Below are 14187 nucleotides of genomic sequence, written 5' to 3' on the forward strand. Positions count from 1 at the left end.
ATTTACCGTCCTTATTTTGCAGCGTCAGTGCTGACTGTCTCTGTACTGTCGGAATCACCAAAGTCGGCATCCTTAAGCTCATATCCATCGTAAATGTTTGACAGGGTATTTGTAGTATACTTCAACTGATCAAAGTAAATTACATAATCATCTACAGCTTCATCTGCATCTGTGCGTACTCTGAATCCTACAAAAGTAAGGTTTCTGCGGCCTGAGCGGATTCTTGAATGCTGGCGGATATATCCCGGAACATTTACAACAACATTGCGCCATCCCTGGAATGCAAGGTTTCCTGCCTTGATTGTATGAACGCGACCATCTGCATCGCGAAGAAGAATTTCAAGATTATAGTTATAGTTGGCACCCCATACCCAGAAATCAATCTGCGTAACTGTACCAATAAAAGGAATCTCGGTTATTTCATCATTTGACTTGGGAAATACTTCAAACCAGTTGTCTCCCTTTCTGTCAAACTTTATCTTTAAACCAAGAACCTGCGGTGTAACACCTTCCTTCTGGTACGGACGGAGGGAATTGGGAATTCCATCGAACATCTTTACAAGAGGATATCCTTCCGTTACAAAGCGGCTTGTCTGAACTCCCCATGTCCAGTTATAGGTCTGACCGCCACAAAGATATTCCTGAGCACCTTCGGTGTCAAAATTATCAATTACAATTGTCTCCACAGCCTTGGCACTTGGCTGGGCAACAACCGGCACGCATAACGCAAGCGCAAAAATCAGGCTACCGAAAATAACTACGCCCTTTTTCATTCAAATCTCCTTGAATCATGCCTTCCATATCTTAGTTGCGGAAAACACCTTATTTACATATCGTCAGATAATATTAATCTCTTTAGCGGAAAATTCCGTCAAAAAGTATTATCAGTATTTCCCTTCATTATATTTGCACACGACTTCTTTGTCAAACGATTTGAAGGCCGGCAGGATTTTTTTTTGTCTTGAATTTTAACTTTAAATAGACTATTCTTAACACAACGCATATTAAGGGACGTTCCGTAAATTTCGGAATACCCTATTCTAATTCAACAGGAGAAATATATGTTCAGTTACAAAGACATCGGACTTGTAAACACAAAACATTTGTTCGAAATGGCAATGAAGGGACACTATGCTGTTCCGGCTTACAACTTCAACAACATGGAGCAGATGCAGGCTATCATCCAGGCTTGCGTAGAGACAAAGTCACCTGTAATTCTTCAGGTTTCAAAGGGTGCACGCGCCTATGCAGACAAGTACATCCTTCGCAACATGGCACGCGGAGCTGTAGAGTATGCCCATGAACTCGGTGCAGATATTCCTATTGTACTTCACCTTGACCACGGTCCAAACTTTGAAGTTGCAAAAGACTGTATCGACAACGGATTCTCATCAGTAATGATTGACGGTTCTGCACTTCCATACGATGAAAACGTTGCTGTTACAAAGAAGGTTGTTGACTATGCACACCAGTTCGACGTAACAGTAGAAGGTGAACTCGGAGTTCTCGCAGGTGTTGAGGATGACGTTGCTGCAGCAGAAAGCCACTACACAAAGCCCGAAGAAGTTCAGGACTTCGTATCAAAGACAGGAGTAGATTCACTCGCAATTTCTATCGGAACATCACACGGAAGATGCAAGTTCACACCGGAACAGTGCACACGCAATGCCGATGGAGTTCTTGTTCCACCGCCACTTGCATTTGACGTTCTTGAAGGCGTAGAGAAGAAGCTCCCAGGATTCCCGATTGTTCTTCACGGATCTTCATCTGTTCCGATTGAATACGTAAGAATCATCGAGCAGTTCGGTGGAAAAATTCCTGATTCTGTAGGAATTCCTGAAGAACAGCTCCGCAAGGCTGCACAGTCTGCAGTATGCAAGATCAACATCGACTCTGACGGACGCCTTGCAATGACAGCAGCTATCCGCAAGTTCTTTGCAGAAAACCCAAGTAAATTCGACCCTCGCGAATACCTTGGACCTGCACGTGAGGAACTCAAGAAGATGTACATGCACAAGAATATTGAAGTTCTTGGTTCTGCAGGACATGCTTTTGACAAATAGTCTTCTATAGTAAATAAACAAGACTGACAAAGAAGCTGGATATCCGCCGGAATTACACCGGGTATTCAGCTTCTTTTACTTTATACATATCTGCAAAGTTATATTCCTTCAGTTATTGAATCACGGCGTAGATATATGCTAGACTTACCGTATGTATGCATTTCTTTTTCTTGCCGTGCCTGCTTTTCTGGCATGGTTCTGTTTAACAGACAAAAAATATCAGTTCAAATCCTATATTCCGGCTCTTATCACAGGTTTTCTGCTTGGTGCGGTAATATGCTGCGTAAAGGAATTCCTTATTTTTTCTCCTGATGCGGCAAATTCAGGACCGGCATCAGAATTCCTTTGTATTTTTATTGAAGAAAACCTTATACCGCTTCTGCTACTGAGTGCTGTGGGCCTTCTTTTTTCAAAAGATACTGCAGAATACAAAATTCATGCTGCACTTCCATATTTTGCCAGCGCATATTCAACAATGGTGCCCTATTTTTCTGTATCCTGCAGCGAAACAGAGTCTTTGTTCATGCTCATTATGTCACCGCTGTTAACACTCTTTTCGGTGATTCTGATTTGCGTACTGATAAAAAAAGCTTATCTTTCATTCACAAAAAAACAGACGGTTAAATTCATTCTGTTCTGTGCTGCAGTTCTTGCGGCAATGGCAGTTCCGGGAGCAATAAGAACAATGTGGATGTTCAGGGTAAGCGCATTAATTTACATTCCGCTGGCCTGTATTTTTATTGTTTTGTCATTTATCTTCTATATATTGAACCTGAATGATGAAAAAAAGAGTGAACGGCAGCCTATTTTTATGAGTATGTAGAAGAATTCAATTATCTTCACTTAATCGAACGTATTTTAAGGAAGAATTTTCTGCAGCTAATTGAATTCACTCTAGACAAAGAACAGTAAATTCTGTTATTATTAATTCTATGCTATACAAATATTTTGCATACAAGAGCTATATCAGCTCAGGGAGGATCGTTGGCAGACAATAAAGGTATGCGCGTAAACGAACAGATACGCGTACGTGAGATCAGACTCATTGATGATGAAGGTGAACAGAAGGGAATTGTCCCTACAATAGAAGCCCTCAGAATGGCAAAGGAGCGCGAGCTCGACCTTGTAGAAGTTTCGCCTAACGCAAATCCGCCGGTTTGCAAGATAATGGATTTCGGAAAGTATCGGTTCGAACAGGAGAAAAAACTCCGTGACTCCAAGAAGAATCAAAAAGTACTTAAGATTAAGGAAATTCGTATGCAGCCAAAAATCGGCTCAGGCGACCTTGATACGAAAGCCAAGCATGCCCAGGAATTTCTTGACGAGGGCGCAAAGGTAAAAGTAACAATCCGTTTCCGCGGACGTGAACTTGCCCACACAGAACTCGGCTTTGATGTCCTGAAAGAGGTTGAAAAACGGCTTACCGAAGGCTCGTATGTTATTGAAAAGCCTGCCGCAATGGACGGAAGATTTATGTCAATGACACTAAGCTCAAAAGCCAAAAAGTAGAGGTAATTGTTATGCCTAAGATGAAAACAAAGAAAGCGTCAGCAAAGCGCTTCTCCTTAACTGGTACGGGAAAAGTAAAGTACAAGAAAATGAATCTTCGTCATATTTTGACAAAGAGATCGCCAAAAAGAAAGATGCATCTTCGCCATGCAGGAATTCTCTCTGAGGATTCAGCAGCAAGAATCCGCAAACAGCAGCTTCCATACGGCTGATTTATCTTTGGAATTGACAGGAGTAAAAGATGTCTAGAGCAATAGATGGAACAAAACGCAAGAACCGCCGTGTAAAGCTTCTTAAGCTTGCAAAGGGTTTTAAGGGTGACAGAAAGTCCAACTACAAGGCAGCAAAAGACGCAGTTGTAAAGGCACTTGACCATTCATATTCAGGACGCCGCAACAAGAAGCGTGATTACCGCAGACTTTGGATTGCACGTATTAACGCTGCTGTCCGCGCAGAAGGAATCACTTACAGCCGCTTTATTGACGGTCTTTCAAAAGCCGGTGTAACTCTTAACCGCAAGGCATTGAGCAACATGGCTATTGAAGATACAACTGCTTTCAAGGCTGTTGTCGAAGTAGCCAAAAACGCACTTAAGGCATAATTATGATTTCACTCGATCAGGTTTTATTGCTTCAGGAAAAAGTTGAGACCGCTGTAGAAAAGATTGATGCCCTCAAGGTTCAGGTTTCACAGCTGACGGAAGAAAACGATGCTCTGCGCACAAAGTGTACTGAGCTCACAAAAGCGCTTTCTGACAAATCGGAGTTGGTCACAAGTTTGGAATCTGCACAGAGCCAGATCGAGGAAGGAATTCTTAAAGCACTGAACCGCCTTTCTGCGGTAGAGAATTCTGTTCTCTCACAGGAGGACGGTTCAATGCAAAACAATACAGCAGAAGAAAATACTGCTGTTCCCCCTGCACAGCCTTCTTCTGAAGAAAATCAGGCAGAAGAGCAGAATACAAATATTCAGGAAAATAATCAGGAAGAAAATGTTGCAGACACAACAACAGCAGAAGTTGCTGTAACAGAAGAAGAACCTGCACAGGAAACTTCAGAACAGTCTGAACTGGCTTCCAAAGAACAGAATCAAAAATCCCAGCAGACAGCTGAGGAACTCAACGGACAGTTCGATATTTTTTAACAGCCGGAGGTTTTGATGGGAAAACTCCAGATCAAAATTTTAGGTACGGCTTTTTCGGCTCAGGCAAATGAAGATGATGAATATCTTCAGAAACTTTTGAACTATTACAGGGAAATAACTGACACAATCAAAAAATCAGGCAAACTTTCTGATCCTCTCAAGATAAGCATTCTTGCAGGAATATCACTTGTTGACGAGCTTTACAAAGAAAAGCAGCTTAATGCCAGACTCAATTCAGAAAATCCACAAAAAGAAAAAAACGACAGTGAAGTTATGCGGCTTACAGAAGAAATGATCAATAAAATAACGGAAGCTGTTGAATGAAAGGAAGAATTTTTGTAGATGCAGATTCCTGTCCAAAAAAAATAAAATCTATTATTCAAAAGGCGGCCGTAAAAAACAGCATGGAACTGTTTTTTGTTGCCAACAGAAACATCCCCTTCACCACCCAGAATCCCCTTTTTTTTATGCAGATTTGCGACGGACACAAAGATGCTGCTGACGACTGGATTTTTGAACAGTCAACAAAAGACGACCTGATTATTACAAGGGACATTCTTTTTGCAAAAAGACTTGTTCAGAGCGGCAAACGTGCAATAAATGACAGGGGAACAAGGTTTGATTCAAAAAATATTGAAGAAATGCTTGAACAAAGGGAATTAAGCATGCAGATGCAGTCTTTGGGATTGCACGGCGGCGGTTCTTTTTCTACATTCGGCGAAAAGGAAACAAATGCTTTTTGCAAATGCTTTGAAAGTTCTCTTAAAGAAATTGCAGACCTTTCTGTAAACTGAACTGCTGTTTTCTGAAAGGAAACACCGGAACGATTCCTGTTTTTTTTAATTGATTGAACGGTTTATATCTTCAAGGCGGTCTTTTATCTGCATAAAAGCATCGACCAGTTCGGGATCAAACTGCCGCTCCCTTTGAGACTCAATTTCTTCAAATGTTTCTGTCATTCCCCACGCATCTTTATAGCATCTTTTATTGCGAAGAGCATCGTAAACGTCAGCGAGGGCAACAATTCTTGCAGAAAGAGGTATTTCTTTTCCTTTCAGAGCCTGCTCTATTTCGTGCGGCATTTCTGTTTCAGGAATATATTCACGGTAGTCATAGTTTCCAGGATACCCCCTGTTACCACCGTCCCATCTGTCGTGGTGATGAAGACAAACGTCGCAGGCCATCTGGTCAACATCATTTTCTACCGGAGTAAAAATCTGCGCGCCTACACATGTGTGGCCTTTCATTATATCGCGTTCTCTTTCGTCAAGAAGCCCCTGTTTTTTGAGAATTCCGTCGGGTACTGCAACTTTTCCTATATCATGGCAGCGTGCAGCCAGCTTAAGGTTGTCGCGGAATTTATTGCGCTCTTTTTCAGGAATATTTTTGTTTGCGGCATAACGGTCATAAATTTCAAGCGCAAAACACGAAACCCTTTCTACATGGGCACCAGTTTCTTTTGGATCACGGAATCCTGCCATTTTTACAAGACGGTCAATTCCCTGACGTGTAAGATATGCGTATTCATAAATTGTACCGATTTTTCCGGCAAACTGTGAAAGATAGAATTCAGCATCGGAGTCAAAGGGTATTACTTCGCCTTTTTCATTCTGTGCATTTATTATCTGAAGTACACCAAGAACTGTTCCGTTTGTCATTAAAAGCGGAACAGCAAGCATGGACTTTGTTCTGTAACCGTTTTTAAGATCAAGGGCATTGTTAAAACTGAACGACCGTTTTTCCAGATGATCGCTGTCCATGTATTCGGACATATTGTAGACATCGGCAACATTAACGGTGCGTCGGGATTTCAAACAGTAACCTGCTATTGTAGAAAAGTCGGGTTTAACGGACTTCATTTCATAGGGAAGTTTTTCACCTTTCGGGAGTCTTTTTTGAATGGTATCATTCTGGCTGTAACGTATACGCAGGATTTCTTCGTTTTTATCATACTCATAAATTGAACCCGCATCAGCATTTACAATCTCGCGGGCACCGGAAAGAATATTTTCAAGAAGAACATCTATGTCCTTTATTTCTTTGAGACGGTTTTCTATTTGAGTAATAAGTTGCTGCGTATTAGTATCGTCCATTTTACTTCCCGACAAAATACAAATCCTAAACATTCAATTCAGGCTGAATTAAATTTATTATAATCAAAATAATATAAATTTACAAGCAACAATTATTGCACTTTCAGCACTGGCCGCCGTTTTCTGTTTGCGCGAAAGGTTTGTGTATAAGCGAAAAATACAAGGGCCCATACCCGCCCGAAGTATCGGGAAGAACATGCAGTCCGTTTTCTGTACTTTCTGCACTGTCAAATACAGATTCTACAGAACAGGAAGCTGGAAGTTTAATGCTGAATTTTGCGCGGGAAAGATTTTCTGTCATGATACTCCGGATTGTTTCCCGTGTACAAATCCGGGCTTCGGGATTCTTTTTCAAAAGACGCTGGATTGTTCCGTCATTTTCTTTTGGAGCAAGCGCGCAGGTTGCATAAAGGATAAACCCTCCCGGCGCAAGCATTTTCCATGCAGATGAAAGAAGAGCCCACTGTTCCATGGAAAGAGTTTTTATTCTTGCAGGAGACCATTCGCAAAGGTAGCGCGGGTCTGCAAGAACATGTCTTTCGCTTGAACACGGTGCATCAAGAAGAATGCTGTCATAGCATTCAGTTTCGCGGCGGCATCTTACGGCTGCATCACCGCAAAAAGTACGGACTCTTTGCAGAACAGAATCTTCGAGGGATTCTGCAAGAACCGAATCAAGACGTTTCTTTCTTGGTGCCGAGCGTTCGTTTGAAAAAAGAGAGGCTTCTTCATTCATGCAGCCGGCCAGGACAAGAGATTTTCCGCCGGGAGCTGCACACATGTCAAAATTCCTGGACGAAGACGAACACGGAAGACAAAGAGCGGCGCATAAACTTGCAGGATCAAGAAAATATTCTTTTTTTGAAGGATAACATATTCCTGCGCGAAGGGATTCTGCGGAAAGCGCATTTTTAAGAGTATTCCACCGCGGACCATACACTTCTGTATAATATGCGTCGAATCCGGCGGCACCCCTGTTTTCTGAATTTTTATTTTTTTTCATTCAAATCTCCGTTAAGGAATAACTGTCTGTAAAGTTCATCGCCTTCTTTTTTGGCAGAATAAAAGTCCCGGACTGACTGTTCAGAATCAACTGCCTGTGCAGAAACAATTTTACCATTCTGCCTTTTGAGTATTCCCTTTGACAGTTTGAATTCAATAATTTTGCGCTGTGATTTTTTAAGACTTTCGGAAAAAGACTTGTCTGCGTGCGCATAGGAAAGAAGAATTGAAACTACATCCGCAAACTTTTTTTCACTCAGCATAATTACGTCTACTCCGGCGCGAACGGCCATCAGCACAGCTTTTTCAGGAGGGAAACCATTGTCGGCTAGGGCTTTCATAAAAATATCATCACTTATTATAAGGCCGCCGTAACCAAGCTGTTTCTGAAGGACTTCACGTGTCCAGTATTCACTCAGACAAGCAGGCGTTTTGGAATCTGCAACTTTTGTTACCGCATGTGACATAAGAACAGCAGACGGGCTGCTTTCCAGAGCAAAAGCAAACGGAACAATAAAATTTTCTTTCAGTTCTTTTAAGGACAGTTCAATAAAAGGAAGTCCTGTATGGGGATCTGTATTTGTATTTCCCGGAAAATGTTTCAATACGGAACCGACTCCGTTTTTTTCATAAGCACTTATTGCAACAAAGGAATAAACGCACGCATTTGCAACGGAACCAAAACTTCTTGTACCAAGAAAATCTTTATTGGACTCAACAGAAGGCTCGGCAACAGGAGCAAGATTCATCGTAATACCAAGCGCACGAAGCTGGCGTGCCTGGGCTGAATAAATTTCTGCGGCAGATGACGGACTTACCCTTGCAGCAAGGCGGCTTTCTGACGGTAGCGGACTTGTAATATCACGCAGTCTGTTTACAAGGCCGCCTTCCTGGTCTATGGCAATATAAGGCACGGGCTTGTTGTTTTTTTTGCAGTAAGATGCAACCGATGAAGTATAGGAAATAATTTGTTCTGCAGAAGGAGCGATATTAAATGAAAACAAAATGCATCCGCCCGGAACAAGCGGGCTTTCGTCTATTTCTTCTACCGCAGAGTAGCTGGAATTGCCTTCTATATTGACAAGAAACATCTGGGCTGCGGCATCGGCTTCGGAAAGAGACGCAAGATAATTGTCTATGTCGTCGGCAGCAGCATTTGAAAGAAAAAGAACGGCAACTGCAAAGAAACATTTTAAAATTCCGGATTTATTTACCATTACTGAATTATAAAAAAAATAGCATAATTTTACAACAACTGCACTTGTATGCGTTAACAGGCGTTAATGTACACAAGTGACCGTAAATGTAATTAGCCCTCATTGAAAACAAAGCTCATTTGATATAGAATTCAATTATGAAAAGAATATCAATAGTTACCGGTGCTTCAAGCGGAATGGGAACATGTTTTGCAAAGCAGCTCGCCATGGAAAGTGCATGCTTTACAGAAAAATCACTTTTACTTTTGTCAGGAGCAACAAAAAGCGGAATCAGAGAGGCAGAAAAACTCAGGCAGCAGGCATCTGACGAAATATGGATTATTGCCAGACGCCAAGAAAGGCTTCTTGAAGTTGCAAAGGAAATTGACATACAGGCAGAAAAATTCAATTCGGAAAGCAGAGCCGTACGGTCGGGACTCTGCAATAACCTTTACCCCGAAATCAAAGTATTTGCAGTTGATCTTTGCGGAAGGGACGGCGCCATTAAAGTAAACGAACTTCTGAAAAACGAAGAACTTAACGACAAAGATCTGCGCATAAATGTTCTTGTAAACAACGCAGGATTCGGAACATACGGAGAGTTTGCAAAAACAGACACAGTTCGCGAAATGGACATGGTAGACACAGACTGCACTTCCCTTACCGGCCTTACAGGATTTGCACTCCCGTACATGGAAAGGGGATCAAGAATAATAAATACAGCAAGCCTGGCTTCTTTTCTTCCGCTGGGAAATTTTGCAGTTTACGGAGCATGCAAGGCATTTGTACTAAGCCTTACTGTTGCACTTGCAGCAGAACTTAAGGACAAGGGAATAAAAGTGACGGCACTCTGCCCCGGTCCCGTAAGTACGGAATTTGCTGACATTGCTTCAAAAGGTGCAAGAAAAGAAGTGCGCCACGGTGTTTCCCCCGAAAAAACAGTCGAACACGCAATACGCTGTTCCAGAAAAGGAAAGCTTTATTCAATGTGGACATTCAAGTGGAAATTCAAGGCAGCAGCCAGCCGTTTTGTGGGCAGGTATTTTGGCGCGCGCATGACCTACTTATTCTGCAAAAGGCCTTCAAATTGACTTTTGTAAAGCATAAGTATATACTGTAGAACAAAATAAGGACGCCGGCTGTACGCAGCAGATACTGTCTGTGCACTCTAAAGAAAATCGTCCTGTCAGATTTTTGGAGAACGATAATGAAACCGACACACACAGAAGAAAGAGCACCAAGCAAAAGTGCCCTTTTTACAGATTTTTACGAACTTACAATGGCCCAGGGCTACTGGCTTCAGAATATGAACCAGCAGGTTGTCTTTGACATGTTTTTCAGAAGGCAGCCCTTTAACGGTGGATTCAGTATTTTTGCAGGAATAGAAACACTTATAGATTCGCTTACGGAATTTTCTTTCAGCGACGACGACATAGAGTATCTTTCGCAGCAGGGAATTTTTGAAAAAGGATTTCTGGATTATCTGAGGGACTTTCACTTCAGCGGCGACTTGTATTCCTTTGAAGAAGGTTCGGTTATTTTCCCTCAGGAACCGCTTGTAAGAATACATGCAAATCTTATTGAAGCGCAGATTATTGAAGGACTTGTGCTTAACCACTGCAACTTCCAGAGTCTTATTGCAACAAAAACTGCAAGAGTATGGCTGGCAAGCAAACAAGGAAACATAATGGAATTCGGTCTCAGAAGAGCACAGGGACCTGACGGTGCAATGAGCGCAACAAGGGCTTCTTATATTGGTGGCGCTGCAGGAACAAGCAATACCCTTGCAGGAAAACTTTACGGAATTCCTGTTATGGGAACAATGGCCCATTCGTGGATTATGTCTTTCCCGTCAGAACTTGAAGCTTTTGAAGCATACGCAAAAATTTATCCTGACAAAACAGTCTTTCTGATTGACACTTATGATACCCTTAAAAGCGGAATCAAAAATGCAATAAAAGCCGGGGCAAAACTTGTTGAACAGGGCTACAACTTTGGTGTACGCCTTGACTCAGGAGACATATCTTATCTTACCCAGGAAGTAAGAAAGGAACTGGACAACGCCGGTTTCCCACAGGCATTTATTTCTGTTTCAAATGAACTTACCGAAGAAATCATAGAAACACTTGTCCAGCAGAATGCACCTATAGCAAGCTGGGGTGTCGGAACGCACATGGTAACCGGCGGCGATGAGTCCAGTTTTACAGGCGTATACAAACTTGCGGCAAGACATGACCAGAAAACCGACGAAATGATTCCTGCAATGAAATTCAGTGACAATCCGGCAAAGAACACAAACCCGGGAATAAAAAATGTATGGCGCCTTTACGACGAAAACGGAATGGCACGCGCAGACATTCTTGCACTTGAAGGCGAAACCGTTGAAAGCGGCAAAGAATACCGTTACTATCACCCAATGGTAGACTACAGACAGTTTTCTTTCACGGCTGCTTCTGTAAAACCCATGCTTACAAAAAAGATTGCCGATGGTAAAAGAATCAAAGAAAGGCTTCCCGATGCGGAACAGCTTCAGCTTGCAAGAAAAAGAATGCGCCAGGAAACAGCGACACTCGATCCTTCCTACAAGAGAATTCTTAATCCCCATATATACAAGGTCTCAATGACAGAAAAGCTCAAGGATCTGAAGCTTTCCTTCATTAAGGCAAATATAAAATAATTTTTAGTAAAAAAGGGCTGTCATAAGTGGCAACCCTTTTTTTATGGAAGCGGAAAATTACTTAATGCATTGAATAGTCAGAAAAAAGATCCGGAGGTATTTCATAGCGGTTTGTTTCCCCGAGTGTAACATTAAGTCTGTAATGCTTCATTTTATACCTGTCGATTCTGAAAATGAGATCTGTTTCTTTAAGAAAAATCTGTCTTAAATCATGGATATACGTATACAGATTTTTTCGAACGTTATCATTGTATGTGTTCCAGAGATGCATGCATATGTCTTCTTCAGAAACAACCTGTTCAATGTTCGCATATAAATATTCAAACAGCTTAAAGCGTGAAGGCATGATAAAATGCTTTTTCCTGAATTTTTCCGGGTCAAAGGCAACATAAGTTCCTTCAGCCGTCAGATATTTTTTTGCAGGACAAACAACAGAAACATAAGGCCCGATTTCTTCTGTCATAAGGGCACCCTGTATAATATCAAGGATATTTTTGATGTTGTCCAAAGCATCTTCCTTTAAAAGTGCAGAAAGATAGTGTCTGTTTTTTACAATCCAGTATGCTACGCGGTTTTCTGGCTGAGGATACGGATCGTTATAAATTACAAGCGGAACAGGCCTTGCCCTTTTTGCCATATACATATACGGATTGTATAAGTCCATCTGAAAAAAACGGCAGTCCATAAGCACAAGTTCAACTTCATCGGGAGGAGCAAGATTAAGTGCGATGTCAAGTTCTGTCGGTTCCGTAAACAAAACAACTTTACTTGAAGGCGTTTCTATGCAGGCGGCAATTTTTTTAAAAACACCGATCTGATCATGTTTCGTAAGCAGGTAAACTGACATTTTATTTTTTCCGAAGGCTGCTGTTTATAAACAATTCATCCTGATACCAGTCCACAAGCAGACTGAAATATTCATCTTCGTAACCTTCACTTACCGCAAGTATTTTGTAAACGGTTCCGGTTCGTAAAGAAGAAGTGTCCAGTTTTTCAAGCGGAATCCATTTTGCCCCGGACTGAACCATAAACTTTGTCTTTGAAGTAATATTTTCTGAAGTTTCAGAATCAAAGGCAACAGTATGTATCTTGAGTTTGCGGCTGGCGTTTTTAAGAAAGTCCAGCTTTATGTCACAGTTTTCGCTGGCAACAGTAAGCGCCCCCCACCAGACATAAGGTCCTTCAGCAATTTTTATTCTGTATTCACCGGGTCTAAGGAAAACAGCGCGCGTTTTGTATTCAATATTTTTTTTAGATGCGGAACTGTCTTTTGACGCAGTAAAAATTCTTCTTGTGCCTGAAACTTCAGGAATGTCCTTGTTGTCATTTACAAAAAAGAATGCCCTTGCAGGAAGGTCGGCATCAACACTAGCGGTCGACGGCATTTCCATAGTAAGAGTAATACTTCTGAACCACGGGCTTAAAATTGTTCTGTGGAATATTCCGTTGTTCCACGCAAGAACCGAACCGCTTATAAAAAGAGCTGCTGCCGAAAGAATAAGAAATGCCCTGAGTGCAGGACGCTTTTTCTTCTGATACTGCGGAAGTTCAAACGGATGGGACGCAATTACAGCCTGTGCAAGTGAAATACGGACTGAATGCGTATCGTAATGCTTTAAGTACCGTCTTATGCGCACAATTACCGGATCTATTGTCTGAAATCGTCTCGCGGGATTGGGCTTCATCATTTTTTTAATCAGGAAACGCACTATATGCGGAAGAGTTTTATCGAGTTTTGCAGGCGGAATATAGTCTCCTTTTTTGATTTTTGCAATACTCTGCGCACTCATATCTCCTGAAAAAGGCTTTGTTCCGGTTACCATTTCATAAAGCATAACGCCCATAGAATAAATATCTGCACGCTGGTCTACCGAACTTGAATCATCGAGCTGTTCCGGCGACATATACGCAGGTGTTCCCAAAGTTGTTCCGGCCATAGTAATTGCTGTTCCTGATTCTGCTGCTGTAGTTGCAGAAGAGGCTGATGGTCCGGTTTCGTCAGCAACAGTTACAGATTCTTTTTCACCGCCTGCTATGCCAAAATCTGCAAGTTTGACTTCTGCACGCCTTGAAATAAGAATATTGCCAGGCTTAATGTCACGGTGTACAATTCCTTTTGCATGTGCATGCTTTAGTCCGTAACAGGCATCCAGGAAAATAAGAAGTGCAAGTTGCGGCGGAAGGGACACCTGCTTTGCAATAAGCTTGTCCAGAGACATTCCGTCTACAAATTCAAGGACGATGTAGTCAGAGCGGCCTTCTGTAAAATAATCAAACATGCGCACAACATAAGGGCTTGACAAGTCCAGAAGAATCTGTGCCTCACGCTTGAATCTTTCGCGTATTGTTCCGCCTTTGTTTTTAAGGGTGAGTTTTTTAATGATAACCTGCCGTTTTAATGAAGGATGAACAGCTTTGTAAACAGTTCCCATTCCACCTACGGCAACGACCGACAAAATTTTATACTTTCCGATAGACTCAGGCTGAACAGCCATAACTCCTCC

Annotated in this window: 16 protein-coding genes; 10 read left to right on the top strand and 6 right to left on the bottom strand. The window is 41.9% G+C overall.

Annotated elements, in window-relative coordinates:
- Positions 1-11: 11 nt before the first annotated feature.
- Positions 12-773, bottom strand: coding sequence for a flagellar filament outer layer protein FlaA (locus IWA51_RS08275; protein WP_198442074.1), 762 nt, complete (start codon positions 771-773; stop codon positions 12-14).
- Between the two features lie 288 nt (positions 774-1061).
- Here IWA51_RS08275 and IWA51_RS08280 point away from each other — a divergent pair, with 288 nt between their 5' ends.
- The 8 genes from IWA51_RS08280 to IWA51_RS08315 all read left to right on the top strand — a co-directional run bounded on the left by IWA51_RS08280 (position 1062) and on the right by IWA51_RS08315 (position 5509).
- Positions 1062-2063, top strand: coding sequence for a class II fructose-bisphosphate aldolase (locus tag IWA51_RS08280; RefSeq protein ID WP_177528983.1), 1002 nt, complete (start codon positions 1062-1064; stop codon positions 2061-2063).
- Between the two features lie 151 nt (positions 2064-2214).
- Positions 2215-2886, top strand: a complete 672-nt coding sequence (locus IWA51_RS08285) for a hypothetical protein (protein ID WP_177528984.1) — start codon at positions 2215-2217, stop codon at positions 2884-2886.
- 161 nt (positions 2887-3047) lie between these two features.
- Positions 3048-3572: a translation initiation factor IF-3 gene (gene infC, locus IWA51_RS08290; protein ID WP_177528985.1), complete on the top strand. Its 525-nt coding sequence runs from the start codon at positions 3048-3050 to the stop codon at positions 3570-3572.
- A gap of 11 nt (positions 3573-3583) precedes the next feature.
- Complete coding sequence (gene rpmI, locus IWA51_RS08295) at positions 3584-3784, top strand: 50S ribosomal protein L35 (RefSeq protein ID WP_177528986.1); 201 nt, start codon at positions 3584-3586, stop codon at positions 3782-3784.
- Positions 3785-3813: 29 nt separating this feature from the next.
- A complete protein-coding gene (rplT, locus tag IWA51_RS08300) occupies positions 3814-4173 on the top strand; it encodes a 50S ribosomal protein L20 (RefSeq protein ID WP_177528987.1) in 360 nt (119 codons plus the stop codon).
- Between the two features lie 2 nt (positions 4174-4175).
- Entirely contained in the window at positions 4176-4715 is a 540-nt protein-coding gene (gene zapB / locus IWA51_RS08305; protein WP_198442075.1) for a cell division protein ZapB, read from the top strand.
- A 15-nt stretch (positions 4716-4730) separates the two neighbouring features.
- A complete protein-coding gene (gene zapA, locus IWA51_RS08310) occupies positions 4731-5039 on the top strand; it encodes a cell division protein ZapA (RefSeq protein WP_177528989.1) in 309 nt (102 codons plus the stop codon).
- Positions 5036-5509, top strand: a complete 474-nt coding sequence (locus IWA51_RS08315; protein WP_198442076.1) for a DUF188 domain-containing protein — start codon at positions 5036-5038, stop codon at positions 5507-5509. The genes zapA and IWA51_RS08315 overlap by 4 nt, the downstream gene beginning before the upstream one ends.
- 45 nt (positions 5510-5554) lie before the next feature.
- On the opposite strand, the gene IWA51_RS08320 is transcribed toward IWA51_RS08315, so the two are convergent.
- The 3 genes from IWA51_RS08320 to IWA51_RS08330 form a co-directional block, all read right to left on the bottom strand.
- Positions 5555-6808 carry an HD domain-containing phosphohydrolase gene (locus IWA51_RS08320; RefSeq protein ID WP_198442077.1) on the bottom strand — a complete coding sequence of 418 codons (1254 nt, stop codon included), beginning with the start codon at positions 6806-6808 and terminating at the stop codon, positions 5555-5557.
- Positions 6809-6911: 103 nt separating this feature from the next.
- Positions 6912-7811 (bottom strand): RsmB/NOP family class I SAM-dependent RNA methyltransferase, encoded by a 900-nt coding sequence (locus tag IWA51_RS08325; RefSeq protein ID WP_198442078.1) that lies wholly within the window; start codon positions 7809-7811, stop codon positions 6912-6914.
- A complete protein-coding gene (locus IWA51_RS08330) occupies positions 7798-9027 on the bottom strand; it encodes a glycoside hydrolase family 3 N-terminal domain-containing protein (protein ID WP_198442079.1) in 1230 nt (409 codons plus the stop codon). Before IWA51_RS08330 ends, IWA51_RS08325 begins: the two co-directional genes overlap by 14 nt.
- A gap of 137 nt (positions 9028-9164) precedes the next feature.
- On the opposite strand from IWA51_RS08330, the gene IWA51_RS08335 reads away from it, so the two are divergent.
- Positions 9165-10097, top strand: a complete 933-nt coding sequence (locus IWA51_RS08335) for an SDR family NAD(P)-dependent oxidoreductase (protein WP_198442080.1) — start codon at positions 9165-9167, stop codon at positions 10095-10097.
- Positions 10098-10213: 116 nt separating this feature from the next.
- On the top strand, positions 10214-11683 hold the full coding sequence (locus IWA51_RS08340; RefSeq protein WP_177528995.1) for a nicotinate phosphoribosyltransferase: 1470 nt from the start codon (positions 10214-10216) through the stop codon (positions 11681-11683).
- A 61-nt stretch (positions 11684-11744) separates the two neighbouring features.
- On the opposite strand, the gene IWA51_RS08345 is transcribed toward IWA51_RS08340, so the two are convergent.
- Together IWA51_RS08345 and IWA51_RS08350 are read right to left on the bottom strand one after the other, a co-directional pair.
- Positions 11745-12530: a helix-turn-helix domain-containing protein gene (locus IWA51_RS08345; protein ID WP_177528996.1), complete on the bottom strand. Its 786-nt coding sequence runs from the start codon at positions 12528-12530 to the stop codon at positions 11745-11747.
- A gap of 1 nt (position 12531) precedes the next feature.
- Positions 12532-14178, bottom strand: a complete 1647-nt coding sequence (locus IWA51_RS08350) for a serine/threonine protein kinase (RefSeq protein ID WP_177528997.1) — start codon at positions 14176-14178, stop codon at positions 12532-12534.
- Positions 14179-14187 lie beyond the last annotated feature (9 nt).

This window comes from Treponema peruense (assembly GCF_016117655.1).
In the GTDB taxonomy this organism is placed as follows: Bacteria; Spirochaetota; Spirochaetia; order Treponematales; family Treponemataceae; genus Treponema_D; species Treponema_D peruense.